The 26,647-nt window shown below is 75.0% G+C and carries 23 protein-coding genes; 10 read left to right on the forward strand and 13 right to left on the reverse strand.

The genetic code is table 11. The annotated features are described in order from the left end of the window. Window positions 1–36: 36 nt before the first annotated feature. Window positions 37–1,689, reverse strand: a complete 1,653-nt coding sequence (locus tag AC1WTP_RS01705; RefSeq protein WP_481647474.1) for an alpha-amylase family protein — start codon at window positions 1,687–1,689, stop codon at window positions 37–39. Between the two features lie 63 nt (window positions 1,690–1,752). Between AC1WTP_RS01705 and AC1WTP_RS01710 the strand changes: the two genes are divergently transcribed. Both AC1WTP_RS01710 and AC1WTP_RS01715 read left to right on the forward strand, forming a co-directional pair. After that, window positions 1,753–2,349, forward strand: a complete 597-nt coding sequence (locus AC1WTP_RS01710) for a DUF1349 domain-containing protein (RefSeq protein ID WP_481647475.1) — start codon at window positions 1,753–1,755, stop codon at window positions 2,347–2,349. A gap of 94 nt (window positions 2,350–2,443) precedes the next feature. After that, window positions 2,444–3,103 (forward strand): DedA family protein, encoded by a 660-nt coding sequence (locus tag AC1WTP_RS01715; protein ID WP_481647476.1) that lies wholly within the window; start codon window positions 2,444–2,446, stop codon window positions 3,101–3,103. 62 nt (window positions 3,104–3,165) lie between these two features. Here AC1WTP_RS01715 and AC1WTP_RS01720 read toward each other — a convergent pair whose 3' ends face one another. The 4 genes from AC1WTP_RS01720 to AC1WTP_RS01735 all read right to left on the reverse strand — a co-directional run bounded on the left by AC1WTP_RS01720 (window position 3,166) and on the right by AC1WTP_RS01735 (window position 7,314). Then, entirely contained in the window at window positions 3,166–4,542 is a 1,377-nt protein-coding gene (locus AC1WTP_RS01720; RefSeq protein ID WP_481647477.1) for a chitinase, read from the reverse strand. Between the two features lie 146 nt (window positions 4,543–4,688). After that, complete coding sequence (locus AC1WTP_RS01725; protein ID WP_481647478.1) at window positions 4,689–6,098, reverse strand: carbohydrate-binding protein; 1,410 nt, start codon at window positions 6,096–6,098, stop codon at window positions 4,689–4,691. A gap of 72 nt (window positions 6,099–6,170) precedes the next feature. Then, the gene (locus AC1WTP_RS01730) at window positions 6,171–6,932 is read right to left on the reverse strand and encodes a YidC/Oxa1 family membrane protein insertase (protein ID WP_481647479.1); all 762 of its coding nucleotides are present in this window, start codon (window positions 6,930–6,932) and stop codon (window positions 6,171–6,173) included. A 94-nt stretch (window positions 6,933–7,026) separates the two neighbouring features. Then, the gene (locus AC1WTP_RS01735) at window positions 7,027–7,314 is read right to left on the reverse strand and encodes a DUF6412 domain-containing protein (protein WP_481647480.1); all 288 of its coding nucleotides are present in this window, start codon (window positions 7,312–7,314) and stop codon (window positions 7,027–7,029) included. Between the two features lie 174 nt (window positions 7,315–7,488). Here AC1WTP_RS01735 and AC1WTP_RS01740 point away from each other — a divergent pair, with 174 nt between their 5' ends. The 4 genes from AC1WTP_RS01740 to AC1WTP_RS01755 all read left to right on the forward strand — a co-directional run bounded on the left by AC1WTP_RS01740 (window position 7,489) and on the right by AC1WTP_RS01755 (window position 12,594). Next, window positions 7,489–8,625 carry a carboxylate-amine ligase gene (locus tag AC1WTP_RS01740; RefSeq protein ID WP_481647481.1) on the forward strand — a complete coding sequence of 379 codons (1,137 nt, stop codon included), beginning with the start codon at window positions 7,489–7,491 and terminating at the stop codon, window positions 8,623–8,625. A 24-nt stretch (window positions 8,626–8,649) separates the two neighbouring features. Beyond that, window positions 8,650–10,029, forward strand: coding sequence for an FAD-dependent oxidoreductase (locus AC1WTP_RS01745; RefSeq protein WP_481647482.1), 1,380 nt, complete (start codon window positions 8,650–8,652; stop codon window positions 10,027–10,029). A gap of 167 nt (window positions 10,030–10,196) precedes the next feature. Beyond that, window positions 10,197–11,618: a WGR domain-containing protein gene (locus tag AC1WTP_RS01750; RefSeq protein ID WP_481647483.1), complete on the forward strand. Its 1,422-nt coding sequence runs from the start codon at window positions 10,197–10,199 to the stop codon at window positions 11,616–11,618. Window positions 11,619–11,721: 103 nt separating this feature from the next. Then, entirely contained in the window at window positions 11,722–12,594 is an 873-nt protein-coding gene (locus AC1WTP_RS01755; RefSeq protein ID WP_481647484.1) for an aminoglycoside phosphotransferase family protein, read from the forward strand. A 132-nt stretch (window positions 12,595–12,726) separates the two neighbouring features. Here the strand turns inward: AC1WTP_RS01755 and AC1WTP_RS01760 are convergent, their stop codons facing one another. After that, complete coding sequence (locus AC1WTP_RS01760; protein WP_481647485.1) at window positions 12,727–13,536, reverse strand: Fpg/Nei family DNA glycosylase; 810 nt, start codon at window positions 13,534–13,536, stop codon at window positions 12,727–12,729. Window positions 13,537–13,724: 188 nt separating this feature from the next. On the opposite strand from AC1WTP_RS01760, the gene AC1WTP_RS01765 reads away from it, so the two are divergent. The 3 genes from AC1WTP_RS01765 to rocD all read left to right on the forward strand — a co-directional run bounded on the left by AC1WTP_RS01765 (window position 13,725) and on the right by rocD (window position 17,140). Then, window positions 13,725–14,525: a thrombospondin gene (locus AC1WTP_RS01765; RefSeq protein ID WP_481647486.1), complete on the forward strand. Its 801-nt coding sequence runs from the start codon at window positions 13,725–13,727 to the stop codon at window positions 14,523–14,525. Between the two features lie 585 nt (window positions 14,526–15,110). Then, the gene (gene ddaH, locus AC1WTP_RS01770) at window positions 15,111–15,926 is read left to right on the forward strand and encodes a dimethylargininase (RefSeq protein ID WP_447138934.1); all 816 of its coding nucleotides are present in this window, start codon (window positions 15,111–15,113) and stop codon (window positions 15,924–15,926) included. Next, a complete protein-coding gene (gene rocD / locus AC1WTP_RS01775; protein ID WP_481647663.1) occupies window positions 15,926–17,140 on the forward strand; it encodes an ornithine--oxo-acid transaminase in 1,215 nt (404 codons plus the stop codon). Before ddaH ends, rocD begins: the two co-directional genes overlap by 1 nt. Before the next feature lie 82 nt (window positions 17,141–17,222). Here rocD and AC1WTP_RS01780 read toward each other — a convergent pair whose 3' ends face one another. Both AC1WTP_RS01780 and AC1WTP_RS01785 read right to left on the reverse strand, forming a co-directional pair. Then, window positions 17,223–18,374, reverse strand: coding sequence for an FHA domain-containing protein (locus tag AC1WTP_RS01780; RefSeq protein ID WP_481647487.1), 1,152 nt, complete (start codon window positions 18,372–18,374; stop codon window positions 17,223–17,225). Next, on the reverse strand, window positions 18,371–18,664 hold the full coding sequence (locus AC1WTP_RS01785) for a 4a-hydroxytetrahydrobiopterin dehydratase (protein ID WP_481647488.1): 294 nt from the start codon (window positions 18,662–18,664) through the stop codon (window positions 18,371–18,373). The genes AC1WTP_RS01780 and AC1WTP_RS01785 overlap by 4 nt, the downstream gene beginning before the upstream one ends. A gap of 251 nt (window positions 18,665–18,915) precedes the next feature. On the opposite strand from AC1WTP_RS01785, the gene AC1WTP_RS01790 reads away from it, so the two are divergent. Continuing rightward, window positions 18,916–19,683: a hypothetical protein gene (locus AC1WTP_RS01790; protein ID WP_481647489.1), complete on the forward strand. Its 768-nt coding sequence runs from the start codon at window positions 18,916–18,918 to the stop codon at window positions 19,681–19,683. Between the two features lie 56 nt (window positions 19,684–19,739). Here the strand turns inward: AC1WTP_RS01790 and AC1WTP_RS01795 are convergent, their stop codons facing one another. The 5 genes from AC1WTP_RS01795 to AC1WTP_RS01815 all read right to left on the reverse strand — a co-directional run bounded on the left by AC1WTP_RS01795 (window position 19,740) and on the right by AC1WTP_RS01815 (window position 26,592). Then, window positions 19,740–20,786: a fatty acid desaturase family protein gene (locus AC1WTP_RS01795; protein ID WP_481647490.1), complete on the reverse strand. Its 1,047-nt coding sequence runs from the start codon at window positions 20,784–20,786 to the stop codon at window positions 19,740–19,742. A gap of 144 nt (window positions 20,787–20,930) precedes the next feature. Continuing rightward, a complete protein-coding gene (locus AC1WTP_RS01800) occupies window positions 20,931–24,368 on the reverse strand; it encodes an SCO7613 C-terminal domain-containing membrane protein (protein WP_481647491.1) in 3,438 nt (1,145 codons plus the stop codon). 47 nt (window positions 24,369–24,415) lie between these two features. Next, a complete protein-coding gene (gene cutA, locus AC1WTP_RS01805; protein WP_481647492.1) occupies window positions 24,416–24,733 on the reverse strand; it encodes a divalent-cation tolerance protein CutA in 318 nt (105 codons plus the stop codon). A gap of 9 nt (window positions 24,734–24,742) precedes the next feature. Further along, complete coding sequence (locus AC1WTP_RS01810) at window positions 24,743–25,759, reverse strand: 1-acyl-sn-glycerol-3-phosphate acyltransferase (RefSeq protein WP_481647493.1); 1,017 nt, start codon at window positions 25,757–25,759, stop codon at window positions 24,743–24,745. Beyond that, the gene (locus AC1WTP_RS01815; RefSeq protein ID WP_481647494.1) at window positions 25,759–26,592 is read right to left on the reverse strand and encodes a patatin-like phospholipase family protein; all 834 of its coding nucleotides are present in this window, start codon (window positions 26,590–26,592) and stop codon (window positions 25,759–25,761) included. Before AC1WTP_RS01815 ends, AC1WTP_RS01810 begins: the two co-directional genes overlap by 1 nt. Window positions 26,593–26,647 lie beyond the last annotated feature (55 nt).

Here is a 26,647-nt window from a genome sequence, read left to right on the forward strand (position 1 = left end):
GGACCGGCCGCGCCCGCCCGGCCGGGCGGGGCACGGTCAGAGCGCCCGGCCGCGGCACAGCCGGATCCAGCGGTAGCCGTAGCCGGCGAGCTTGAGCCGGTCCAGCTTGCCCACCGGCTCGTAGTTGCGGTCGGCGAGCACGTCGATGGGCAGGTCCGCCTCCGGCGCCAGCAGGCCGAGGTCCACCTCGGCGTCGGTGGTGCCCAGGTTGTGCAGGAAGACCATCGTCCCCGTCGGCCCGTCGGCCCGGTGCGCCAGCACCCCGGCCGGCGTCGGCACGTCGATGTGGGTGGTCGAGCCGGAGCCCACCTCCGGGGCCTCCCGGAGCGTACGGATCATCCGCTCGAACCAGGCGAGCAGCGACTTCGGGTCGCTCCGCTGGGCGGTCACGTTGACCTTGTCGTAGCGGTAGTCACCCTTGTCGATCACCGGGCGGACCAGCTTCTCCGGGTCCGCCGTGGAGAAGCCGGCGTTCGGCTGGTACGACCACTGCATCGGGGTACGGATCGCCTCCCGGCCGGGCAGTGACAGGTCCTCGCCCATGCCGATCTCCTCGCCGTAGCGCAGCACCGGCGTGCCGCGCAGCGAGAACTGCAGCGAGTACGCCAGCTCGATGCGGCGGCGGTCGTTGCCGAGCATCGGGGCGAGCCGGCGGCGGATGCCCCGGTCGTAGATCCGCATGTTCTCGTCCGGGCCGAACTCCGCGTACACCTGGTTGCGCTGCTCGGCGGTGAGCCGGGAGAGGTCGATCTCGTCGTGGTTGCGCAGGAAGGTGGCCCACTGCCCGCCCTCGGGCAGCGCCGGGGTGTCCCGCAGCGCCTCGATGACCGGCTCCGGGTCCTGCCGGGCCAGGGCCAGCATCAGCCGGCCGTTGAGCATGAAGTCGAAGAGCATGTGCAGCCGGTTCGCCGAGCCGCCGGCGTCGCCGAAGAAGGTCGGCAGCTGGTCGGGTTCGACGTTCGCCTCGGCCAGCAGGACGGCGTCGCCGCGGCGCCACTGCACGTGCTGGCGCAGCTCGGTGAGGAACTCGAAGTCCTTCGGGGAGTTCGGGTTGCCCGGCTCGGTCAGCTCGATGATGAACGGCACCGCGTCCATCCGGAACCCGGAGACGCCGAGCTGGAGCCAGAACGACATGACCTTCTTGACCTCCTCGCGCACCCGGGGGTTGGCGAAGTTGAGGTCCGGCTGGAACTTGTAGAACCGGTGGTAGAACCAGGCCCTGGCGGTCTCGTCGTAGGTCCAGGTCTCGTTCTGCTCGCCGGGGAAGACCATGCCCTGGTGGCGGTCGTCCGGCTCGTGCTCCGACCAGACGTACCAGTCCCGGTACGGCGAGTCCGGTGAGGAGCGGGCCGACTGGAACCACGGGTGCTGGTCCGAGGTGTGGTTCACCACCAGGTCGATGATCACCCGGATGCCGCGGTTGCGTGCCTGGTGCAGCAGCTCGGCGAAGTCGCCGAGGGTGCCGAACCGGGGGTCCACGTTGTAGAAGTCGGTGGCGTCGTAGCCGTCGTCCCGGTTGGGCGACGGGTGGATCGGGTGCAGCCACAGGCAGGTCACGCCCAGCCGGGCCAGGTAGTCCAGCCGGCCGAGCAGCCCCCGGATGTCGCCGACGCCGTCGCCGTCGGAGTCCGCGTACGTGTCGATGTCGAGGCAGTAGACGACCGCCTCCGAGTACCACCGGTCAGCCATGCCGAACTACCTTCTCCGATCCGTCCGCCCGGCAAACACCCGCGCGGCGGTACGGTGCCGGTCATGAACCCCACCCCCGCCCCGGTCGACTGGTCCACCGGGGACTGGCTGAACCCGCCGGTCCGGTTCACCCCCGACTCCGGAGGCCTGCTCGTCGAGCCGGCCGAGGGCAGCGACCTGTGGCGGCACACCAGCTACGGCTTCGTGCACGACGACGGCTCGGCGCTGCTCGCCCCGCTGCCCGCCGGCAGCGCGGTGGAGGTGAGCTTCCGGCTCGACTACACGGAGCAGTTCGACCAGGCCGGAGTGCTGGTCCGGGTGGACGAGCGGAACTGGGTGAAGGCCGGGGTCGAGATCAGCGACGGCCAGCCGCAGCTCGGCGCGGTGGTGACCCGGGAGGTCTCCGACTGGTCGGTCGCCCCGGTGCCGGAGTGGGTCGGGCGGGAGATCACCGTCCGGGCGAGCCGCGCCGGCGACGCGCTGACCGTACGGGCCCGGGCGGACGGGGGGCCGTGGCGGCTGGTCCGGCTCGCCCCGCTGGCGCCGGAGGCGGCGGCGACGGCCGGGCCGTACTGCTGCTCGCCGACCCGGGGCGGGCTGCGGGTCCGGTTCACCGGCTGGCGCCGGGGCCCGGCCGACGCCGCGCTGCACCCGGAGTGAACCCGGCGGTGGCCGCGATCACCGTGAGGTGTGGTGGCCCGGACACCGGGTAGAGGATCCAGATCCCCCTTCCCGGACGGCGGAAAGGATCGCCATGGCCCTCGCCGAGAATGTCGACCCGACCCGACTCGGCGGGTTGACCGGCTGGGTGGCGGGGATCATCGACGCGGCCGGCGCGGTCGGGGTGGCCCTGCTGGTCGCCCTGGAGAGCATCGTCCCGCCGATCCCGAGCGAGATCGTCCTGGCGATGGCCGGCTACCTGGCCGGCGAGGGACGGTTCAACGTGGTGCTGGTGGTGGTCGCCGCCACCGCCGGCTCGCTGCTCGGCGCGCTCGTGCTGTACTGGCTGGGCGCGGTGGTCGGCGAGGACCGGCTGAAGCGCTGGCTGGACCGGCTCCCCCTGGTCGACCTGGACGACCTCGAGAAGGCCGACCGCTGGTTCGAGCGGCACGGCCGCTGGGCGGTGTTCTTCGGCCGGATGGTGCCGGTGGTCCGCAGCCTGGTCTCCGTTCCCGCCGGGGCGAACCGGATGCCGCTGGCCGAGTTCGTCCTGCTGACCACGGTGGGCAGTGGCATCTGGAACTCGCTCTTCGTCGGGCTCGGCTTCGCGCTCGGCTCCCGCTGGCAGCAGGTGGAGAAGTACAGCAACTGGTTCGACTACGCCATCGTCGCCGTCTTCGTCCTCATGATCGCCTGGTGGGTCGTGAAGAAGACCCGGCGCCGCCGCTCCCGCCGCGTCGGCGCCACCCGCTGACCGCGGCGACCACGCGGTCGTGGCGCCCGGCGCGACCGGGCACCACGACCGCCTGATCCGCGTCAGGGCAGCGTGTCGAGGTGGGGGGCGACGGTGCGGGCGAAGGCGTTGTTGTTGGTGACGTCCCAGTTGACCGACCAGGTCATCGCCCCGCGGAGGCCGGGGTAGGTGCGCGGCGGGCGGAAGCTGCCGCAGTTGGTGCCCCGGGCCAGGCAGTCCAGCGCGGCGTTCACCACGCTCGGCGCGACGATGCCGCCGCCCGCCGCGCCCGGTCCGGCCGGCAGGCCGAGGCCCACCTGGTCCGGGCGGAGCCCGGCCTCCAACTGGATGCAGGCCAGCGCGACGATGAAGTTCACCGTCCCCTGGCTGTACGCGGCGTTGTTGTCGCAGCCGAGCATCGCCCCGGAGTTGTAGAACTGGGTGTTCACCACGGTGAGGATGTCCTTGATGTCCAGCGCCAGCTTGAAGTAGCTGCTGCCGGGTGACTGCATGTCGATGGTCTGCGGGGCCATCGCGATGATCAGGTTGGCCCCGACCCGCGACCGGAGTGAGCGCAGCGCCTGCGCCATGTAGGTCGGGTTGAGCCCGTTCTCCAGGTCGATGTCGACCCCGTCGAAGCCGTAGCGCTGGATCAGCGCGTACACCGAGTCGCTGAAGGCGGCGGCGGAGGCGGCGTCGTTGACCGCGACCCGGCCGGTCTCGCCACCGACCGAGATGATCACCTTCTTGCCCCGACTCTTCAGGGTGCGCACGTCGGCGGAGAAGTCGGCGTCGGTGTACCCGCCGAGCGCGGCCGACAGCCCCGGGTCGACCGCGAAGGCGACCGCTCCCGGGGTGGCGGTGGCCTCGGCGAAGGCGACCGCGACCACGTCGTACTCGGCGGGCACGTCGCGCAGCCGCAGCTCGGCCGCCGGGTTGTCGAAGTTGTGCCAGTAGCCGGTGAGGATGTGCTTCGGCAGGCCGGTGGTCGGCGGCGGCGTGGTGGGGGGCGGGGTGGTGGGCGGCGGCGTGGTGGTGGGCGGCGGGGTGGTCGGGGTGCCACCGCCACCGCAGGGCGCGCCGTTGAGCAGGCAGTTGGTCGGGGCGCCGGGGCCGCTGCCCAGGAAGCCGAAGGAGACCGAGGCGCCCGGCGCGATGCTGCCGTTCCAGGACCGGTTGGTGAACGTGTGCCGCTGCCCGGAGGAGGTCAGCAGCGCGTCCCAGTAGCTGCCGACGGTGGTGCCGGCCGGCAGGTCGAAGCTGACGCTCCACCCGTTGACGGTCGAGCCGCCCCCGTTGGTGATGGTGTACTTCCCCTCCCAGCCCGACCCCCAGTCGGAGGTCTTCACGAAGCTGGCGGTGGCCCCGGCGGCGAACGCCGGCAACGCCACCCACACCGCCCCCACCGCCGCGGTCAGCGCGGTGACCAGCGACAAGACCAGAGATCTGGAACGCTTCACGGCATCCTCCACACCCGGACGACATCCACAGCCATCAACGTTGGCGCTTATTATTAAGACTGTTAACTGTTGTTGTCCAGAGCGGGGCGCGGACCCGAGCGGGATACCGGGCCGGGCCCCATGCCATGGGCCCGGCCCGGTACGACTCAGCGGCGGAAGGTGAACCAGTTGACGTTGACGAAGTCGTTCGGCTGGCCGCTGCTGAAGGTCAGGTAGACCGTGCGCCGGCCGGTGACCCCGGCGACGTTGCCGGGGACGGAACGCCAGCTCTGCCAACCGCCGGTGTTGCCGATCGCGAAGCTGCCGATCGGCGGACTGGTCGGGCTGTCCAGCCGGACCTCCACCAGGCCGCTCACCCCGGCGCCGGCGCCCGAGGCGACCCGGGCCAGGAAGTCGCGGGGCGGGGTGGCGCCGAACTCCACGTTGTCGAAGCGCACCCAGTCGCCGTTGCGCAGCGCGCCGATGTTCTGCCCGCCCTCGGCGCACGCCTCGACGATGACGCCGTTCTGGGCGTTGAACGACTCCGCCTGGATGGTCGCGTACGCGTCCCGCGTGCCGCCCGGCGGCGGGGTGGTCGGCGGCGGGGTGCTGCCGCCGCCCCGGCTGTAGACCGCGACGTAGTCGACCAGCATCGGCCGGCCCGGCACGGTGGCGGCGGTCGGCGTGGCGCCGCCGGCCACCCCGTTCGGGAACGCCCCGCCCATGGCCACGTTGAGCAGCAGGAAGTAGCCGGCGTGGGTGGTCATCTGCGACCAGTACGGCTCGCCGACCCGGGACTGGCTGACCGTGTGGTAGAGCTGCCCGTCGACGTACCAGCGCAGCTGCTGGGGGCTGACCGCGGCGTCCCACTCGAACCGGTAGGTGTGGAACGCCGACTGGCAGGTGCTGCCCGGGCAGGCCCGGGACGCGCCGATGCCGTTGAACTCGTCGCACGGCCCGCCCGGGGCGACGCCGCAGTGCAGCACCCCCCACACCGAGTTGATGCCGTTGACGTTCTCCATCACGTCGAACTCGCCGATGCCCGGCCAGTTCTGGTAGTTGCCCCGGTAGGGCGAGCCGAGCGCCCAGAACGCCGGCCAGTAGCCGGCCGCCGCGGCACCGGTGACGTTCGGCATCTGGATCCGGCCCTCGATGGCGAGCACGCCGCCGGACGGCGGCTTGAAGTTGCTGCGGACGGTCTCGATGCGGGCGGAGGTCCACCGGCCGGAGCCGTCGCGCAGCGGGGTGATCCGCAGGTTGCCGCCGCCGTCGTGGCTGACGTTGGCGGTGCTGGCGGTGTACGTCTGGATCTCACCGGTGCCCCAGTTGGGCGGCCCGCCGGGGTAGCTGGTCCCGGTGTCGATGATCCAGTTGCTGGCGGACGGCAGCGTGCCGGCCGCGCCGGTGAAGTCGTCGCTCCACACCAGACTCCACCCCGATGCCGGGGGCGGCACCGCGGCGTCGGCGGTCACGGTGACCCCGGCCAGGACGGTGGTGGTGGCGGTGAGCAGTGCCAACGCCAGCGGGAGCCGGCGTCGCGCGGGCAGGGCGGCGCGAGCCGCCGGGGCAGGTTCCATGGGCGTGCCTCTCTGCGGGGACGGGGCAAGAGAGCGCTCTCACAGGAGTTGTACGTGCGCCGGACGCAGTTGTCAACGTCGATCGATGTCCGCCCCGGCCGGAGCCGGCTGCGGGCGGCGCAGCACCAGCTGTTCCAGCGCCGACCACGCGGTGGTGGTGACCAGGTAGATCACCGCGGCGAGCGGCAGCACCAGCGCCACCAGCACCGTCGCGTACGGCAGCAGCGGCAGCAGCCGACCCAGCGTGGCCGCGCCCGGCCCCTCCACCGGCGCGCCGGCCACCGTCCCGGTCGCGGCGCTGGCCCGCCGCATCCGGCGCGACGTCCACCAGGCCAGCGCCACCAGCAGCGCCAGCAGGACGCCGAACAGCGGCAACACGGCACCGGCCAGCCCGTCGGCCAGGTGGTGCCCGAGCGGCACCCCGGCGAGCCGCTCGTCGAGCAGCCCGGTGCCGCCCTCGGCGGTGCTGAAGAGCCGGTACATCACCAGCAGGACCGGCGCCTGGAGCAGGAGCGGCAGGCAGCCGCTGACCGGGTTCGCGCCGGCCGAGCGGTAGAGCGAGAAGAGTTCGGACTGCAACCGCGCCGGGTCGTCGGCGTACCGCCGCTGCAGGTCGCGGACCTGGGGGGCGAGCGCGGCGCGGCGCCGCTCGCCGCGGACCTGCGCCACGGTGAGCGGTGAGATCAGCAGCCGGACGGCGACGGTGAGCAGGACGATGGCGGCGACGGTGGCCGTGGCCGTGCCGCCGGCCAGCGGTTCGAGCAGGGCGGTGAGCCAGGACAGGGCGGCGCCGGCGGCGCCGACGGCGTCGTGCAGTGGTGCGAAGGCGAGCATGGGTGAACCCCTCGGTCCGATTCCGGTGGGCGCCCGCCGGAGAGCAGGTCCGGCGCGGGCGCGATGGCGGCGGAATCGGCCGCGCGGCGGGTCGCTACGCGGCCGAGGGGCGGATGCCGGGCGCCCGGGGCCGGGGTCGGCCGGGGGCGTCGGGATCGATCTGGCGGGGCACCCGTCGACGCCGGGCCCGGGCCCGCAGCGCGGTCGCCCGCCCGAAGGCCGCCGGGGCGCCGGCGGTGGCAGCGGCCTGCACCGCGAGCAGCGCGACGAGAAGCACCAGCGCGGCGCCGGCCAGCAGCTCGGCCGGGCGGTCCGCGAACAGCGTCAGCTGGGCGAGCGCGTAGACCCACGCCCCCAGCAGCAACCTCGGCGTCCCCGGCACGGGCCCAGCCTAGGACCCGTTGTCACGCCACCTCCGGCCATCGCGCCGGCCGCCGGACGCGACACGCCGCCGACGCGCCGGCACGGGCGTTTCCGGCCACGACCACGGGGGGTAACCACTGCCGACACGGCGGCCGGACGGCCGTCGACGGTGCGGAAACGGATGGTGGTCACGATGACCGGCCAGGTGGCGACGGCCCCGGGCGCGACGGCGGAGGGAACCGACCTGCTCACGGTGGGTGTCGAGGAGGAGTTCCTGCTCGTCGACCCGCACACCGGGGCCGCGGTGCCCGCCGTCGACCTGGTCCTCGAGCAGGTGCCGGCGGAGCTGCGCGGCCAGGTGGAGCGGGAGTTCCAGACCAGCCAGATCGAGATCGGCAGCCCGCCCGGGCTGGAACTGAGCTCGATCCGGCACTCCCTCGGCCTGCTGCGCACCGCGCTCGCCGACGCCGCGGAGCGAGCCGGCGTACGGCTGCTGGCGATCGGCACCGGGCCGGTCGACGGCCCGGTCCCGCCGGTGGTCGACAAGCCCCGGTTCGACCGCATGGTCGAGCGGTACCGGCTGCTGGTCCCCGGCCCCGGCAACAACGGCATGCACGTGCACGTGGGGGTGCCCGACGCGGAGACCGGCGTGCAGGTGCTCAACCACGTTCGACCCTGGCTGCCCACGCTGCACGCGGTGACCGCCAACTCCCCGTTCGCCCGGGGCGAGGACACCGGGTACGCGAGCTGGCGCTCGGTGGAGTGGGAGCGCTGGCCCTCGGTGGCGCCCACCCCGTTCCTGGACTCCCACGAGCACTACCAGCGGCTGATCCGGCAGCTCGTCGCCAGCGGCGTGATGCTCGACGAGGGGATGCTCTACTGGTATGCCCGGCTGTCCGCGAAGTACCCGACGGTGGAGATCCGGATCGGGGACGTCTGCCCGTCGGTGGACGACGCGGTGCTGGTCGCGGCGCTGGTCCGGGCGCTGGTGGCGACCGCCATGGCGGACATCGCGGCGGGCCGGCCGGCCATCCGCACCGATCACCACCTGCTCGTCGGCGCCCACTGGCGGGCCGCCCACGACGGGTTGGAGGGCGACGCGGTGGACCTCACCGACGGTGAGCTGCGCCCGGCCTGGCAGCTGCTGGACGCCCTGGTGGCGCGGGTCGGCCCGGCCCTGGAGCGGCACGGCGACCTGGCCGAGGTGACCGACCTGCTGGGCGGGCTGCGCCGGCACGGCAGCGGCGCGGCCCGGCAGCGGGCCGTCTTCGCCCGCACCGGCCGGCTGGCCGACGTGGTGGCGGACGTCGCGCGACAGACCCGCGGCTGAGCCGTCCGTGACAGGATGATGCACGTGGCGCAGCGGTTGATCGTGATCGGGGCGGACGCCGCCGGGATGGCGGCGGCGTCCCAGGCCCGACGCCGCCGCGACCGCGGCGACCTGGAGATCGTCGCGTTCGAGCGGGGCCACTTCACCTCGTACTCCGCGTGCGGCATCCCGTACTGGATCAGTGGTGTGGTGCCGGAGCGGGATCAGTTGATCGCCCGGTCCCCGGAGACGTTCCGCGAGTCGTTCGACATCGACGTCCGGCTCCGGCACGAGGTGACCGCCATCGACCTCGACCGGCGCGAGGTGGTCGCCCGGAACCTCGAGCGCGGCGACGAGGTCCGCGCGGGGTTCGACATTCTGATGTACGCCACCGGCGCGGACCCGGTGCGGCCGGACTGGGCCCGCACCGGCGTCGGCGGGGTGTTCGGGATGCAGACCCTCGACGACGGCGCGGCGCTGCGGGACTGGCTGGAGGCCGACCCGCCGCCGCGCCACGCGGTGGTGGTCGGTGGCGGCTACATCGGCGTGGAGATGGCCGAGGCGATGATCCAACGCGGGCTCTCGGTCACCCTGGTCGAGCGGGACGAGCAGCCGATGTCCACGGTCGACCCGGACATGGCCGAGCTGGTCGTCGACGCGATGCGCGGGCTGGGCATGCACATCCGCACCGGCCTCACGGTGACCGGGCTCGAGGAGCGCGACGGCCGGGTGTCCGCGGTGGTCACCACGGAGGGGCCGATCCCGGCCGACGTCGTGGTGCTCGGCCTGGGCGTACGCCCCAACGTCGCGCTCGCCCGGGCCGCCGGCCTGCCGCTGGGCCCCAGCGGCGCGGTCCGGGTGGACCGCCGGATGCGGGTGCCCGGGGTGCCGGACGTCTGGGCGGCCGGCGACTGCGTGGAGACCCTGCACCGGGTCAGCGGGATGCCGGTGCACGTGCCGCTGGGCACCCACGCCAACAAGCAGGGCCGGGTCGCCGGGATCAACATCGGCGGCGGCTACGCCACCTTCGCCGGGGTGATCGGCACCGCGGTCACCAAGGTCTGCGACCTGGAGGTGGGGCGCACCGGCCTGCGCGAGCGGGACGCGGTCGCCGCCGGCTTCGAGTTCATCTCGGTGATCGCCCGGTCGACCAACCGCGCCGGCTACTACCCGGGCGCCCGGCCGATGGCGGTGAAGCTGATCGCCGAGAAGCCCAGCGGGCGGCTGCTCGGCGCGCAGATCGTCGGCTGGTCCGAGGCGGCCAAGCGGATCGACACGCTGGCCGTGGCGCTGTGGAACAAGATGACGGTGGACGACATGACGGCGCTGGACCTGGGCTACGCCCCGCCGTACGCGCCGGTCTGGGATCCGGTGCTGATCGCCGCCCGCAAGGCCGTGGACGCGTTGGTCGGCTCCGGCCGCTGACGCCCCGCACGCTGTCGGTTCCGCGCCCGTGTCGGCGTCGGGTGCGGTTGTTGTCGTTGGAGCGACAACAGACGCACCCGATCTTGTCGCAGGGAGTGGTTAGCGTGTGCCCGCTGTCGCCGCGCCGGCCACGTCGGGCCGGTAGCTGATCCCCCTCGGAGGCCCCCATGTCGCAGGAGACGACCTACCTCGAACTGTCCGAAGTGGACGGTAGCGCGCACAAGTTCTACGAGGTCGTGGTGGACGACACCGCGCTGACCGTGCGGTACGGCCGGATCGGCGACCAGGGCCAGGTCAAGACGACCACCTTCGCGGACAACGCCCGGGCCCGCGCGGCGGCGGCGAAGAAGATCGGCGAGAAGATCCGCAGGGGCTACGCCCCGGCGGTGCGCGGGGTCCGGCAGAAGCGCGCGGTGTCCCGCCGGCAGATCGTCAGCACCCGCTCCACCGCCCGCACCGCGCCGGTGCTCTGGCGCTACGACTCCGGCGCCCCGGCCTTCGGCATCTTCGTCGACGGGCAGAGCTGCATGGTCGGCAACGAGCGCGGGGTGATCACGACGCTCAGCCACGACGCGCGGGTGCTCGACCAGGTCCGCCTTCCCGACGGGGTGAAGTGCATCGTCGCCGACGACGCCTGGATCTACGCCGGCTGCGACGACGGCAACGTCTACGACCTGTCCGGCAAGGTGCCCCGGGTGGCGTACGCGATCGCGCCCGAGATCGACATCTACTGGCTGGACATCCACGACGGCGTGCTCGGTGTCTCCGACGCCGACGGCGGGATCGCCGCCATCGACCACGAGGACGAGTTCCTCTGGCGCCGGCCGGGGCGGGGCCGCTCCGCCTGGATGGTCCGCTGCGACACCGACGCGCTCTACCACGGCCACTCGCAGGGGGTGACCGGCTACGACTGGCGTAGCGGCCGGGAACTGTGGCACACCCGGACGGGCTCGGTGCTCTTCGGCTGGCAGGAGCCCGGCGCGGTGTTCGCCGGCACCGGCAGCCGGGAGGTGGTGCGGCTGGCCAAGGACGGCCGGGTCGAGCGCACCTACCGGTGCGACGCCCCGGTCTTCTCCTGCGCCACCGCCGAGGGCGGCCGGTACGTCTTCGCCGGCGACAGCCAGTCCTCGGTCTACTGCTTCGACGCGGCCGGCAACCGGCTGTGGAAGCTCGGCACCGGCTGCGGCTCGGCCTACTCGATGCAGTACCACGACGAGCGGCTCTACGTGGTCACCACCGGTGGCCACCTCGCCTGCATCGACGCCAGCGAGCCGGCGATCCGGGCGGCCGAGGCGGGCAGCGTCCCCGACGTGGTCGACGTCAAGGCCCCGCCCCGGCTGCCCGAACCGGCGGCGTGGACGGCGGTGGAGGTGACCAGCGACGTCGACGGCGGCGTGGTGGTGCAGTGCGTGGAGGACCGCGGCCGGCTCCGGGTGCACGTGCTCTCCACCGGCTACCGCCGGGACTGGTCGGTGCAGTTCCCCAAGGGCATCCGCGAGCCCGGCGCCCGCTACCTGGTCACCGAGGTCCGCGAGTCCGGCCGGGGCGGGTTCTACCGGGCGTACGGCGACATCCGCCGGCTCCGCTGAGCGTGGTGACGGCCGGCCGGGCCGCCGCCGCGGGTACGGCCGGGCGCCCGCCCCGCCCGGAGTCGGTTGTACAGCCCGGCCGGATCCGGTCCAGGATGGCCGGATGCAGGTGGAGATCCCGTCCGGGCTGGACTGGGTGCGCGCGTCGCCGGCCGGCCGGGCGTGGCTGGCCGCCCTGCCGGAGCGGCTGGCCACCTGCGTCGAGCGGTGGTCGCTGCGGGTCGGCCCGCCGTTCGCGTACGCGTTCGCCTCCCTGGCCCTGCCGGCCGAGCTGCCCGACGGTACGCCGGCGGTGCTCAAGGTGCAGTACCCGGAGCCGGACAGCGAGCACGAGGCGACCGCCCTCGACCGGTGGGCCGGCGGCGGGGCGGTCCGGCTGCTCGGGCACGACCCGGCCCGACGGGCGCTGCTGGTGGAGCGCTGCGAACCCGGTACGCCGCTGCACGCCGTGCCGCCCGAGGAGGCGCTCGGCGTGTTGGTGGAGCTGCTCCCCCGGCTCTGGCGGCCGGCCGGCGCGCCGTTCACCCCGCTGGCCGAGGAGGCGGCCGGCTGGGCGGAACGGCTGCCGGTCAAGTGGGACCGCGCCGGCCGCCCGTACGAGCGGCGGCTGCTCGACGCGGCGCTCGGGGTGCTGGCCGAGCTGGTCCCGAGCCAGGGCGAGCCGGTGCTGGTCAACCAGGACCTGCACGCCGGCAACGTGCTGCGGGCCGCCCGGGAACCGTGGCTGGTCATCGACCCGAAGCCGCTGGCCGGAGAGCGGGAGTTCGGGGTGGCGTCCCTGGTCCGCGGCGCGGAGCTGGGCCACTCCCCCGCGGCCGTCCGCCATCGCCTGGACCGGCTCACCGCGGAGCTGGGGCTGGACCGGGAGCGGGCGCGCGGCTGGACGATCGGCCAGACGCTGGCCTGGAGCATCGGCGAGGACCAGGTCTTCCCCCGCCAGGTCGAGGTGGTCCGCTGGCTGCTGGACGGCGACTGAACCCCGCCGACCCTTCGTCGCGCCGGCGGCGGGGGGTGGCGAAACCGGCCTCGGAAGGGCGGGTGCGACCCCGGGCGGCACGGCGCCGCGGTGGGCGTGGGGCGGGTGGACCGCTCGGGGCCGGCGGGCGGGTCAGGCCGGTTGGCAGGTGGCGCACCAGTAGAGGTTGCGGCCGGCCAGCCCGCCGCGGCTGACCGCCGTCCCGCAGACGTGGCAGGGCGCGCCCGGCCGGCGGTAGACGTACACCTCGCCGCCGTGCCGGTCGACCCGCGCCGGCCGCCCCATCGCCTCGGGCAGGTGGGCGTCCCGGACGGTGTCGATCCGCCCGCTCACCACGGCCCGGCCCATCAGCGCCACCAGGTCGGCCCAGAGCCGCTCCCAGCCGGCCCGGGTCAGCCCCCGGCCGGGCAGCGTCGGCGACAGCCCCGCCCGGAACAGCGCCTCGGTGACGAAGATCAGCCCGGTGCCGGCCACCACCGACTGGTCCAGCAGCAACGCGGCCAGCGGCGTCGGGCTGCGGGAGATCCGGGCGTACGCCCGCTCCGGGTCGGCGTCGGCGCGCAGCGGGTCCGGGCCGAGCCGGTCGCGCAGCGCCGCCACCTCGGGCGGGGTGAGCAACTCGCAGGCGGTGGGGCCGCGCAGGTCGAGCCAGTGCCGGTCGCTGGCCAGCCGCAGCCGCACCTGGCCGACCGGCTCGGGCGGCGCTCCGACGCCGTCGGTGAACCTCCCGTACAGCCCGAGGTGCACGTGCAGGGTCAACTCGTCGGCATGGTGGTGCAGCAGGTGCTTGCCGTACGCCTCGGTGGCCGCCAGGACGGTGCCGCTGAGCCGGGCGGCGCCCTCGGCGAACCGGCCCTGCGGGCTGGCGGCGTGCACCTTGTCGCCGGCGAACAGGTCGGCGTGGCGGGCCGCCAGACGGTGGATGGTGTGTCCCTCTGGCACGACCACCAAGCCTAGCCCGGGTCGCCGGCCCGGCCGAGTGGGCGACGGTCGCCCAGGAGTGCGACCGGGCGGCCCGCCGCCTGGCCAGCGGCCCGGTGTCAGAAAAGAGCCACCTGGGTATCCCGGGGACATACCGCGTGGGTGCCACCCGTTCCATCGGCCACCACGCATTCACCAGGAGGTGTGTTGTGGTCAAGATTCCTTCGCTGTCGCGCCGGTCGGAACCGGCGCCGCCGCGGGACGAGAACCTCGACGGCCGCGTCGACGGCCGGGACGCTCCGGCCGGCGCCGGCCGGGACATGTCGACGAACGCCGGCCCGGACCGGCCCGACGGCCGCGACGGATCGAACCGGCCGGCGGTCGCCGACCGGGACGAGGCGACGACCTACCGGAGCAACACGGCCGGTGGGACGGTCGGTGGCCGGGATCCGGAGGCCGAACGCCGGGCCGCGGAACGGGCCGCCGTCGCGCGGGCCGCCACCGCCCGACCGGTCGACGAGGACACCCGACGGCCGGCCGGCCCGCCCGACCCGGCGCTGGAGCGCCCGGCCGACCGCGAGGCCACCGTCGACCCGGACCGGGACCGCACGGGGCGGCACGGCGCGGTGGACCGGGACGGCGACGGGGTGCCGGACCTCGCGGAGCGGCCGGTGGTGGCCGGCCCGAAGCCGCGGGCCAGCCTGCTCGCCACGCTCGGCCTGATCGTCGGGGTGGCCGGAGTGCTCTTCGTGCTCACCGGCACCCTCGCCGGGTACGGCATCGGGCTCGGCGCGGTCGGCGCGGTGCTCGCCGTGCTCGGCCTGATGGCCACCCGCCGCCGGCACATCGCCGGCAAGACCGACGCCCTGTTCGGCATCGCCTTCGGCCTCGGCGCGGTGGTGCTCGGCGTGTTGGCGATGACCGGCCAGTTCGACTGGCCGACCACCGACGGCGACTGGGTGCAGCGGTTCCGCGAGTGGCTTGACTCACAGTTTGCCGACCGCTTCTAGCGGGCACTGTCCGGGCCGCCGGCGGTGCGCCGGCCGACTCACCGGTGGTTCACCGGTGGCGAGCCCGATCAGCCTGGTGGTTCACCAGCCGGGCGACCTCTTTCGGGGGCGGCGATTCGCCGCCCCCGAAGCGTTTCCACCCCGGCCCCCCACCCCGCCCGGCATGCCGTCCGCCACCGCGCCCGCCCCACCGCCCTCACCCCGCCCGCGCCGCCCGCGCGACCCGCCGGCCCGGCATGCCCGCCGGGCAACCGCAAGATCGCACTACTTCCTGGAGTAGTGGCCTCCGGCACCGGACCAGGCCACTACATCCAGGAAGTTGCGCGATCCCGGACGGGTGGGACGCGGCCCGGGGCGACGCGGCGTGGCGGGCGCCGGGCGGGGTCCTCGGGCCGCCGGTCGGTCGCGGGGAGCGCAGACGCAACGATCCGCCGCTCCGCTGCGCCCAGACGCAACGATCGGTCGGGCTACGCAACCATCGCCGGTGGATCCTGCCGGGCCGGGCCGCATAACGTTGAGCAACGGCGCCAGCCCGTGGGCCACGGTGGCCGGGCGCGCCCGACCCCTGGGAGCAGGACAATGACGATGGACGCCACCAGCCAGCGCTTTCTGATGTGCCGGCCGACGTACTTCGCCGTGGACTACGCGATCAACCCGTGGATGGACCCGACCGCGCCGGTCGACACCGACCTGGCGATCCGGCAGTGGGAGGCGCTCCGCCAGGTCTACCGGGAGCTGGGCCACACCGTCGAGGAGATCGCTCCGGTGCCCGGCCTGCCCGACATGGTCTTCGCCGCCAACGGCGGGACGGTGATCGACGGCAAGGCGATGGCGGTGCAGTTCCGCGACCCGCAGCGCGCCGACGAGGCCCCCGCCTACCGCGCCTGGTTCGAGGCCGCCGGCTTCGAGATGTACGACCCGAAGCACGTCAACGAGGGCGAGGGCGACATCTTGCTCGCCGGTGACGTCCTGCTGGCCGGCACCGGTTTCCGCACCGCGCACGCCTCGCACGCGCAGTTGCAGGAGGTCTTCGGCTACCCGGTGATCACCATGCAGCTGGTCGACCCGCGCTTCTACCACCTGGACACCGCGCTGACCGTGCTCGACGAGCGCACCGTGGCGTACCTGCCGGAGGCGTTCTCGCCGGGCAGCCAGGCCGCGCTGCGCCGGCTCTTCCCGGACGCGGTGCACGCCACCATGGCCGACGCCGAGGTGCTGGGGCTCAACGCGGTCAGCGACGGGCGGCACGTGGTGCTGCCCGCCCAGGCCACCGACCTGGCCGCGAAGCTGCGCGACCGGGGCTACGAGACCATCGGGGTCGACCTGTCCGAGCTGCGCAAGGCCGGCGGTGGACCAAAGTGCTGCACGTTGCGACTCCGTCAGGGAAAGGCAAGCAAGTGATCGTCGACGACATGCTGCGGACGCCGGGAGCCGTCCGGGACGCGGAGCGGTACACCGCGCACAACTACCACCCGCTGCCGGTGGTGATCTCCTCCGCCGAGGGCGCCTGGCTGACCGACGTGGACGGCCGCCGCTACCTCGACTTCCTGGCCGGCTACTCCGCGCTGAACTTCGGCCACCGGCACCCCAAGCTGATCGAGGCCGCGCACGCGCAGCTCGACCGGCTCACGCTCACCAGCCGGGCGTTCATCCACGACCAGTTCGCCGACTTCTGCCGCGAACTGGCCGAGCTCTGCGGCAAGGACCTGGTCCTGCCGATGAACACCGGCGCCGAGGCGGTGGAGACCGGGATCAAGGTCGCCCGCAAGTGGGGCTACCAGGTCAAGGGCGTACCGGCCGGGCAGGCGAACATCGTGGTCGCCGAGGGCAACTTCCACGGCCGGACGACCACCATCGTCAGCTTCTCCACCGACGAGGACGCCCGCGCCGACTTCGGGCCGTACACCCCCGGATTCACCGTGGTGCCGTACGGCGACCTGGCGGCGCTGACCGCCGCCATCGACGAGAACACCGTGGCGGTGCTGCTCGAGCCGATCCAGGGCGAGCAGGGCGTCGTGGTGCCGCCGGAGGGCTACCTGCCCGGCGTGCGCCGGGTCTGCACCGAGCGCAACGTGCTCTTCATCGCCGACGAGATCCAGTCCGGCCTGGGCCGGACCGGGGCGACCTTCGCCTGCGACCACGAGGGTGTCACGCCGGACATGTACCTGCTGGGCAAGGCGCTCGGCGGCGGCATCGTGCCGGTCTCCGCGGTGGCCGCGGACGCCGACGTGCTCGGCGTGCTCAAGCCCGGCCAGCACGGCTCCACCTTCGGCGGCAACCCGCTGGCCTGCGCGGTGGCGACCGAGGTGGTCCGGCTGCTGGCCACCGGCGAGTTCCAGCACCGCTCCGCGGAGCTGGGCGAGCGGCTGCACGCCGGCCTGCGCGGGCTGATCGGCAAGGGCCTGGTCGCGGTCCGGGGCCGGGGCCTGTGGGCCGGGCTGGACATCGACCCGGCGCTGATGACCGGCCGGCATGCGTGCGAGCGGCTCGCCGAACGCGGCGTGCTCGCCAAGGACACCCACGGCTCCACCATCCGGCTCGCCCCGCCGCTGGTGGTCACCGAGGAGGAGATCGACCACGCCGTCGCCCAGCTCGCCGCCGTCCTGGCCGGCTGAGTTCGACGTACGCCGGCGGCGGGCGTCGGGACCACGGTCCCGGCGCCCGCCGCCGCATGTCCGGTCGGCGCGGGCCCGGCGCTCAGGCGCGCGGCAGGCGCATCGCCATCGTGGGCGCCTCGGCCATCACCGAGGCGGGGGTGTACGGGGCACCGGCCGGCAACTCGCCGGGCCGGCCCACCTGCACCCCGGGATAGAGCTCCACCATGTCACCGGCGTCGAGCACCCGGGACTGCTGCGGCGCGAGCGCGATCCGGTCCGACTCGGCCATCGAGCCGCCCGGCCGGATGCCGGAGCCGTTGGTGCTCACGTCGGTCACGATCACCTCGCCCACCCGCAGCTCGAACCGGACGTGGGCGCGGCTGATCCAGCGCCGCGCCTCGTCGTTGAGCCACTGGCCGAGCATGATCCCGCCGCTCTGCTCGGGCGCCCGGCCGACCACCACCGGCTGCTCCTCGCTGAGCACGAAGCGGCGCCGGATCAGCCCGCCGACGCGCACCGCGAGCACCTCGGTACGCGGCCGCGGGCCGGCGTCACCGAGCCGGCTGCCGTGCCGGGGGCAGGTGGGCACGCCGCCGCGCAGCGTGGGCGGCGGCTGGGCGGCCGGGCTGCGGTCCACCCGGGCCAGGTCGGCGAACGCGCCACCGCCCCCGCCGCCGCCGAACAGCGCGCAACCCGGCTCCGGGCAGCGCCAGTGGCGGGCGAGCAGCTTGACGCCGACCGTCGACCGGTCGCCGGCCACCGGGGTGTCGCCCTTGCCGACGTGGGCCACGAAGGCCGGCCCGCCGGCGCCGGGCACCGGGGCGACCACCCGGCCGGGCTGCTCGACCAGCCACGGGTACCGCCCGCGCAGGCCGTCGGCGCGGGCCCGGCTCAGCACCGGCAACCCGAGCAGGTCGGCCACCTCGAACATCCGGTCGCCCGGGTTGTCCAGCACCTCGACCAGCCCGTCGTCGGCCCAGCGGCGGACCACCATCCGCTCGTTGCTGGTCAGGTCGGCGTCGGAGAGCAGGGCCCGGTGCACGATCGCGTAGACCGGGACGCTGTCCTCCTCCAGCTGCCGGGCCAGCGCGTCGATGACCATGCCGAGGCGGAGCAGGCTGGCCGGCCGGCCGCCGTCGATGTCCTGGTAGCGGATCACCTCGGCGAGGTCGACGACCGCGCGGGCCAGCGACGGGTCGGTGCAGACCCGGCCCTCGATGGCGTCCAGCACCTTGCTGATCTCGAATCTCATCGGGCGCTCCGCACGATCTCGTCGATCCGCCGGGCGAGCTCCAGGTCACGCCGGGTGACCCCGCCCGCGGAATGGGTGACGCAGCGGAAGGTGAGGGTCCGCCAGCGGATGTCGATGTCGGGGTGGTGGTCCAGTTCCTCGGCCGTCGCCGCGACCCGGTCCACCACCGCGATGGCGTCCGGGAAGCTGCCCAGCTCCACGGTGCGGACGATCCCGGCCGGGTCTCCCGACCAGCCCGCCAGCCCACCCAGCTCGTCTCGCACCGCCTCCGCGGTGAGCACGTCTGCCATGGGGTGACCCTACCGGGGCAGATCGGGACGACGCCGACCAGCGGTGGCGGGTGTGTCCGGGCCGCCCGTCGGCGCGCCGGCGGGCCCGCTGCCGGCGGGTGGGAATCCAGTGGGCCCGGCGGCTCGCGGGCCCGGCGGCCGGAGTATCGACGCCGGGCTGTGGATACGACGGGTTAGGCTGACCAACGGCCCGGCCGGGGGATCGACCGTCGTCGTCGCCCCGGCCCAACCTTCACGAGGAGACATCCAGCATGAACACTCGACGGCTGGCGACCACGGGGGTCGCGCTCGTCGCCGCGCTCAGTCTCGGACTGACCGGATGCGGCAACAAGACGGGAGCGGACACCCCGGCCGGCAACGGTGCCAGCGCGGCACCGTCCAGCAGCGCCCCGGCCGACGCGCTCGGCAAGCTGACCGCCGCCGCGCAGAAGCTGAACGAGCAGAGCGTCCGGATGGAGCTGAAGTCGTCGGTGATGAGCGGCGGGGGCGTCCTGGACCCGTCGACCAAGACCGGGGACATGACGCTGAACATGGGCACCTCGGGCAAGTTCCGGATCGTGATGGTGGGCGACGACGCGTACCTGAAGGTGACCGGGATGGCCGGGCTGCCCAAGAAGTGGCTGCACATGGACACCACCAAGCTCGGCGAGAGCGGCCAGCTCAACCTGATGCCGGAGGGCGACCCGGGCGGCGCCAAGAAGCTCATCTCCGCCGTCGCCGAGGTGAAGGAGACCGGCGAGGGCAGCTTCGCCGGCACCCTGGACTACACCCGCACGATGGCGAAGGACAAGGACATCGCGGCGCTGGGCGAGAAGGCCAAGGCCGTCCCGTTCACCGCCAAGGTGGACGACCAGGGCCGGCTCACCGAGATCGCCATCGACGTCAGCGTGCTGCACGAGTCGCTGGACACGATGACCACCACCTACTCGGACTTCGGCACCCCGGTGAGCGTCCGGAAGCCGGCGGCGAGCGAGACCCAGGAGGCTCCGGAGGAGCTAATCAAGGCGTTCGGCGCCTGACGGGCTGAGCTGAGCACGGGGGCGGCGCCGGTCGGCGCCGCCCCCGTCGTCTCGGGTCAGCCGCGCAGCGGCCGGCCGACCTCGTGCAGGTGCCCGAGCGCCTGCCGGTACGACTCGACCAGCCCGGTCTCCGCGTACGTGATGCCCTGCTCGGCGCAGTACGCCCGGACGATCGGCTGGGCCCGGCGCAGGTTCGCCCGGGGCATGTTGGGGAACAGGTGGTGCTCGATCTGGTAGTTGAGGCCGCCCAGCGCCAGGTCGACGAACCGGCTGCCCCGGACGTTGCGTGAGGTGAGCACCTGCTTGCGCAGGAAGTCGAGCTGGTCCGCCGCGGTCGGCATCGGCATGCCCTTGTGGTTCGGGGCGAACGCGCAGCCCATGTAGAGGCCCCACAGTCCCTGGTGGACGGCGACGAAGAGCAGCGCCTTCACCGGCGACATGGCCAGCAGGAGGACGCCGAGGTAGCCGGCGGTGTGCGCGACGAGCAGCAGCGCCTCGACCCCCCGGTGCCGCATCGGGGTCCGGTACCGGCCGTCCGGCTCCCGTTCCACGATCGCCCGGACGCTCGCCGCGTGCAGGTTCAGCCCCTCGAGCAGCAGCATCGGGAAGAACAGCCAGGCCTGCCGGCGGGCCAGCCACCGCCCGAAGCCCCGGGTCGCGGCGGCCTGTTCGTACGTCCAGACGAGGGCGCCCGCCCCGACGTCCGGATCCTCGTCCTCGTGGTTCGGGTTGGCGTGGTGCCGGTTGTGCTTGTCGACCCACCAGCCGTAGCTGAGCCCCACCGCTAGGTTGCCGGCGAGCAGACCGACCAGCTCGCTCGGGCCGCGCCGGCGGAACATCTGCCGGTGGCCGGCGTCGTGGCCGAGGAACGCCACCTGGGTGGTGGCCACCGCCAGCCCGACCGCCAGCAGCAGCTGCGTCCAGGAGTCGCCCACCAGCACCACCGCGAGCCAACCCGCCAGGAAGACACCCAGGGTGAGCACGATCCGCACCGCGTACCACCCGGGCCGCCGGTCCAGCAACCCGGCCTGGCTGATCCGCCGGGACAACTGTGCGTAGTCACTGCCCCGCCGTACCGGCGGGTCCGCCACCGCTCCGAGCATCAATTAGCTCCCGTCCCTCGGCTCCGGGTCGCGCCGACCGGAGCGACACCCACATCCAGTCTCCGGAGAACGGTCGCGCTGAGTAACCCTGACAACCCCCCGATCCGGGGTAGGGCAAGCCCTACCCCGCGCACCGCCCACGGCTCAACTCATCCGGCCCACCACGGCCCGCAGCCGGGCCAGGTCCCGCCGCCGCCGCTCGTAGGTGGCGGCCAGCCCGATCAGCGCGAGCCCGCCGACCGCCAGGAAGATCCACCGGGGCAGCAGGTCCCAGCCGCGGCCGAGTTCGTGGAGCGCGAGCAGGGCCAGCGTGCCGCCACCGAGCAGCACCGGCGCCTGCCAGCGCCGGGTCGCCCCGGCGAGCACCACGGCGAGCGCGGCGACGCCGAGCAGCAGCCGGCGCCACGGCTGCGCCTCCGGCGCCACCAGCACCGACACCAGGCTCGGCAGCAGCCCGGCGGCCAGCCCGGGAGCGAGCGCGAGCCAGCTGGTCAACCCGGGCCGGGTGCGCAGCGCCAGCGTGCCCGCGCCGAGGGCCAGCGCCGCGGCCGGCAGCGTGTACGCCTCCAGCACGGCCACTCCCCCGGCGGCCAGCAGCAGCCAGGCGCCGAGCAGTTCGGTGCCGCCGGCGATCCCGGCGAACGCCCACCGCCGGCCGACGGGCTCGCCCCGGCGCAGCACCCGCACCGCGGTGGCGGCCCCCCAGAGCACGCAGACCGCCGCGGCGTGCCGGAGCGCGCCGACGGTCAGCAGCAGCCCGGCCAGCGCCACCGCCTGGGCGGCAGCGTCCAGCCCGGGCCCCGCCGAACGGCCCCGGCCGGCGAGCGCGGCGGCCACGGCCAGGGTCAGTGCCGCCACGGCCAGCACGGTGAACGCCGCCGTCCGCAGCGGCAGTCCGCCGGCCAGCGGTGCGGTGACCGCGAGGGCGGTCGCGGCGGCCACCGCGACCAGGCTGCCGGCGAGGCGCACCCCGGCGCGCCGCCCGGCGGCGCCGGCCACGGTCGCGGCCACCACCAGCACGCCGAGGCCGGTGAGCGTGCCGGCCCGGGTGGCCAGCAGACCAGCCATTCCCGAGCCGGTCAGCACCAGTCCCACCGGCACGGTGACCGGGGCGAGCAGCGGGCGCGCCGCGGCCAGGGCGGCGAACAGCAGCGCGGCCACGCCGAGGGCCAGGGCGACGGCCGGCACCACCGGCCAGGGCGCGCCGGCGGCCACCAGCAGCACCGGCGCGGCGGCCGCGGCGAACGGCAGGGCGGCCAGCGCCGCGCCGAAGGCGGTCGTCGGGGCGGGCTCCGTGCCCGGACCGTCGGCGGGCCGGGCGGCGCGGCGGGGCCACAGCCGCGCCGCGGCGGCGAGCGCCAGCACGGCCAGCGCCAGGCCCGCCGGCAGGGCCGCCGGGTCCGGCTCCGCGGCGGGCCGCCCCGACCACGGCGCGGGCGCATCGCCGTACGGGGCGACCAGCGCCGCCAGCAGCACCGGGGCGGCGGCGAGCACGGCCACCGTCAGCAGTACCGCCCCGGCGATCCGCCGGGCCGGTTCGCCCGCCGGCAGCGGCACCCCGAACCCGGCCCGGGGCCCGCCCAGCGCCACCAGCAGGACGGCCACGGCGGCGTAGAGCACCACCGGCTCGTCGGCCGGTACGCCCAGCGGCCCCAGCCCGACCAGCCCGGCCGCCACGGCCAGCCCGGCCGAGGCGTACCCGGACAGGTCCGGCCAAAGACGACGGACGGCGAGCAGCGCGGCCGGCAGCAGCGCGGCGGCGCCGAGCGCGGCCCGCGCCTGCCACCAGGCCGGCGCCCCGGCGCCGATCAGCGCGACCGCCCCACCGGCCGGCACCGCGAGCAGCGCGGCGATGAGCGCGAACCCGCCCACCGCGCGCTGCACCGGTGTGCCGCGCCGCCCGGCGACCGCCGCGGCCGCCCCGGCGACCAGGGTCACCGCGAGCGCCGCGCCGGCTCCGGCGGGAGCGGCCAGCCCCACCAGCAGGCCGTGCCCGAGCAGCACCGCCCCGGCCGCCGCCGCGGTCAGCACGGTCCACGAACGGGCCGGCCGGGTGGCCGCGACGACCAGCAGCGCCGCCCCCACCGCCAGGTCCGCGACCAGCACCACCGACCAGGGCGCCGGCCCGGCGGCGGGCAGGGCGAGCGCGATCGACGCCACGCCGGCCACGGCCAGCGCCGGCCGGGCCGCCGCGGGCAGCAGCACCGCCACGGCGAGCACGGCGAGCGCCACCGCCACCGGGAGCTGCCAGCCCCAGGCGAGGTCCGGCCCGGGGGCGGCGCCCCGCCACGGCGGCACCGACCGGGCGACGGCGCCGCCGGCGAACACGACGGTGATCAGCACGGTCAGCTGGGCCGTCCCGCCGGCCACCAGGAGCGCGCCGGTCCGCGGACCGCGGCGCCAGCCGGCCGGAAGCAGCCGCACCGCGCCGGCCAGCCCGGCCGCGACCAGCGCCGCCGCCAGCAGCAGCAGCGAGGCCCGCAGCTCGGCCACCGGGCGGAGCAGGGCGGCAGCCAGCACCGGCACCAGCAGTCCGGCGGCCTCCGCGCGGAAGACCGGCCCGCCGGCGAGCAGCGCCGCGCCCAGCAGGGTCAGCGCCGCCAGCAGCAGCGGCAGCCCGGCCAGCAGCGGCGTCCCGGCCGCCCGACCGAGCATCAGCGGCACCAGCGCGCAGCCGGTCGCCACGACCAGCGCGGCGGCGTAGCCGACCCAGGCGGCGACCCGGCCGGCGAGCGCCGCACCGGCTGGCCGGCCGCGCAGCGCGACGAGCACGGCCAGGTCGAGCAGCGTCACCCCGACGAAGACCACCGACCAGCCCGCCGGCTCCGGCCGGGCCCCGACGGCGAGCAGCGGCAGCACCGGCTGGGCGGCCAGCAGCGCCGCGAACCAGGGCACGGTGAGCCCGCTGAGCCGGGCGTATCCGGCGGCGGCCGCCGCGCTGGCCCCCCCGACCAGCGCGGCGTACCGGGTCTCCGGCCAACCGGCCACCCCGAACAGGTCCACCGACCAGGCGGCGTAGCCGTCCAGCACCACCAGCAGCAGCCCCACCGCGGCGAACGTCTCCGCGGTGCCCCGCAGCCCGCGCCGCACCGCCACCAGCGGCGCGGCCAGCGCCAGCGCGGTGACCGCGGCCAGGATCAGCGCCCGTCCGGCCACCCCGACGGCGGCCCAGGCCACCGCCGTGAAGACCACCGCCGCGGTGCCGAGCAGCAGTCCACCGAGGACGAAGAGCAGGCCCTGCACGGTGCGGGTCGAGGTCTCCGGCACGCCGGCCACGGCGGGCGGGACGGGCCGCTGCGGCCCGCCGACCGCGGCCGGCGGGCGTGCGGCGGGCGGCGGGAACTCCGCCCGGATCGCCGCGGCCAGCCGGTCCCGCCGCTGCCGGGTCGTCGCCAGCCGGTCGACCAGGCCCTGGTACGTCTGCCGGGCGCGCTCCGCCTCGGCGCCGAGCGCGACGATGTCCCGGTCGAGGCGGATCACCTCGGCGGCGGGCGGGTACGGCGGCCGGCCGCAACCGGAGCAGCCGGAGCCCAGGTCGGCGGGCGCGCCGCAGGCCGGGCAGGGGTAGCCGGTGTTCTCCACGCGGCCATCATCGGCGGCCGGGGCTCAGCCGCCCAGAGTGCGCGTACTCAGGGCCGGGTCTGCTCGCGCACCCACGCCGCGTACGGCGGATCACTCTCCACCCGGCTCACCAGGATCTCCGGCACCTCGTACGGGTGGCCGGTCCGGATCTGGTCGACCAGCGCGGCGAGCCGGTCCGGCGCGGTCTTGAACTGCACCGACCACTCGGTCTCGGTCTCCACTGCGGCACGCCACCAGTAGGTGCTGTCCACCTGGCCGCCCACCTGCGCGCAGGCCGCCAGCCGCCCGTCGACCGCCGCGCCGGCCAGCGCGTCGGCGACCGACCGCGCGTCCACCACCGTCGTCACCACGCAGATCTGGTCCACGACCGCACCCTACGCGGGCCCGTCCCGGTTGACCGCGATCCACTCGTCGATCCGGCCCCACCAGTCGAAGAGCCAGTCGATGCGCTCCTGCCGGCCGGTCGGCACCTCCTCCGGCGGCACCGACCAGAAACGCATCACGATCCGCTTGTCCATCGGCAGTTCCCGCCAGACGTCGGTGACGGTGAGCATCCGGTCGAGCCCGGTGTGCGCCACGAAGATCACCCCGGCCTCGGGGGCGGCGTCCAGCGCGGCCAGCAGCCCGCCGGGCTGCGGGGCGAGCACGTGCTGCATCCGTTCCGCCCGCAGCGCCATCCGCTCCAGGCCCAGCGAGCGCAGCCGGTCTATCGCCCGTAGCCGGCGCTTCGGGGTGAAGTTACCGCCCTCCGGGAAGATCACGAACGCGTCGTCGTCGTCCAGGTCGGCGGCCAGGTGCCCGATCTGGTCGGTGACCGACCCGCGCCCGTCCGGCCCGGGCGCGAGGAACCGGTTCGGCAGCCGGTTGAGCAGCACGTCGATCGCCGGGTCCCACTGCAGGGTGTCCTTGAGCACGATCCGCGGCTCGCGGCGGAACCAGTTCACCAGGGCGTGGATGAGGATGAACGAGTCGCCCGGCCCGGCGTGCCGGCAGAGCACCAACTCGGGCCGGCCGGGCAGGGCGGTGTCCGGGTCGGTGCCGACCATGTCGATGTGCAGCCGCAGCGTCCACCGGGCCTGCCAGAACAGCAGTCGCAGGAACCAGCCGGCGAGCAGGTAGTGCGCCCGCTGGAAGCCCGGGGCACGGACCCGCCAGCCGCAGCCGGAGACCAGCCAGAGCACGAAGAGCGCGAGCAGCGCGGCGGCGTCCCAGACCAGGTAGACGCAGCCGAGCCAGAGCAGCCGCAGCGGACGCAACCGGCCCGGGACCAGCGGCGACGCGGCCGCCGCGAGCAGCGCCCAGATCGGCAGCGTGGTCACCACCGCGAAGGCGAGCAGCACCAATCCCGGTGCCAGCAGCACCCGGCGTACCCACCGCGGCGGCAGCGGCATCAGCGCTCCAACATGGTGGCCAGGTAGCGCCGGGAGGCGGTGTACGCCCGGCTGATCCGCCGCCCCACCGCCGCCATGTCCCGGTACGCCCAGGGCGTGTCGTCGCGCGGGTTCAGGCCGCCGGTGGGCAGCACGTGCACCTCCACCCCGACCGGCAGGGCGGCCATCTCCCGGGCGAACCGGTGCCGGCGGGCGATCTCGAACGCGACCTGCGCGATCTCCCACGGCCGGCGGGGCGGGGTCAGCTCCCGCTCGATCCGGCCGACCTGGAGGACGAAGATCTGCCCGGCGCCGGCGGCGACCGCCTCGCCGATCGGGATCGAGTTCACGATTCCCCCGTCGACGAAGTGCTGGTCGCCGATCCGGGCCGGTGGCAGCAGCCCCGGTACGGAGGCGGAGGCGAGCACCGCCGGCACCACGGGCCCGCTGTCGAACCAGTACTCGGCGGCCCGCTCGATGTTCGCCGCGCAGCACCGGAACGGCACCCGCAGATCGGCGAAGGTGGTCTCCGCGCCCAGTTCGCTCTCGAGCAGCTTGCGCAGCGGGCGGGGCGAGTGCAGGTGGGTCCGGGCGGCGAACCGGCGCAGCTGCCGGGCCACCGAGTCGCCGTACACCTCGCTGGCCTCGGGGGAGGCCCAGAGCCGGACCAGCCGGTCGGTGACCGCCTCGGACGGGTCGGCGGCGACCAGCGCGCCGTTCACCGCGCCGATCGAGGTGCCGAGCACCAGGTCCGGCCGGATCCCGGCGCGGAACAGCGCGCGCAGCATGCCCACCTCGACCGCGCCGAGGACGCCCCCGCCCCCGAGCACGAACGCCACCGGTCCCCGCGCCATGTCGTTCATCCTGGCACGCCCGCGCCGGTGCCCCCGTGGAGCGGGTCGGCGCCCG

It is taken from the genome of Micromonospora sp. R311 (genome assembly GCF_056780015.1).

Bases quoted from the DNA above. Each gene is read 5' to 3' on its own strand.
- AC1WTP_RS01705 (WP_481647474.1), bottom strand. From the start codon at position 1,689: ATGGCTGACCGGTGGTACTCGGAGGCGGTCGTCTACTGCCTCGACATC.
- AC1WTP_RS01710 (WP_481647475.1), top strand. From the start codon at position 1,753: ATGAACCCCACCCCCGCCCCGGTCGACTGGTCCACCGGGGACTGGCTG.
- AC1WTP_RS01715 (WP_481647476.1), top strand. From the start codon at position 2,444: ATGGCCCTCGCCGAGAATGTCGACCCGACCCGACTCGGCGGGTTGACC.
- AC1WTP_RS01725 (WP_481647478.1), bottom strand. From the start codon at position 6,098: ATGGAACCTGCCCCGGCGGCTCGCGCCGCCCTGCCCGCGCGACGCCGG.
- AC1WTP_RS01730 (WP_481647479.1), bottom strand. From the start codon at position 6,932: ATGCTCGCCTTCGCACCACTGCACGACGCCGTCGGCGCCGCCGGCGCC.
- AC1WTP_RS01740 (WP_481647481.1), top strand. From the start codon at position 7,489: ATGACCGGCCAGGTGGCGACGGCCCCGGGCGCGACGGCGGAGGGAACC.
- AC1WTP_RS01750 (WP_481647483.1), top strand. From the start codon at position 10,197: ATGTCGCAGGAGACGACCTACCTCGAACTGTCCGAAGTGGACGGTAGC.
- AC1WTP_RS01755 (WP_481647484.1), top strand. From the start codon at position 11,722: ATGCAGGTGGAGATCCCGTCCGGGCTGGACTGGGTGCGCGCGTCGCCG.
- ddaH (WP_447138934.1), top strand. From the start codon at position 15,111: ATGGACGCCACCAGCCAGCGCTTTCTGATGTGCCGGCCGACGTACTTC.
- AC1WTP_RS01780 (WP_481647487.1), bottom strand. From the start codon at position 18,374: ATGAGATTCGAGATCAGCAAGGTGCTGGACGCCATCGAGGGCCGGGTC.
- AC1WTP_RS01785 (WP_481647488.1), bottom strand. From the start codon at position 18,664: ATGGCAGACGTGCTCACCGCGGAGGCGGTGCGAGACGAGCTGGGTGGG.
- AC1WTP_RS01790 (WP_481647489.1), top strand. From the start codon at position 18,916: ATGAACACTCGACGGCTGGCGACCACGGGGGTCGCGCTCGTCGCCGCG.
- AC1WTP_RS01795 (WP_481647490.1), bottom strand. From the start codon at position 20,786: ATGCTCGGAGCGGTGGCGGACCCGCCGGTACGGCGGGGCAGTGACTAC.
- AC1WTP_RS01810 (WP_481647493.1), bottom strand. From the start codon at position 25,759: ATGCCGCTGCCGCCGCGGTGGGTACGCCGGGTGCTGCTGGCACCGGGA.
- AC1WTP_RS01815 (WP_481647494.1), bottom strand. From the start codon at position 26,592: ATGGCGCGGGGACCGGTGGCGTTCGTGCTCGGGGGCGGGGGCGTCCTC.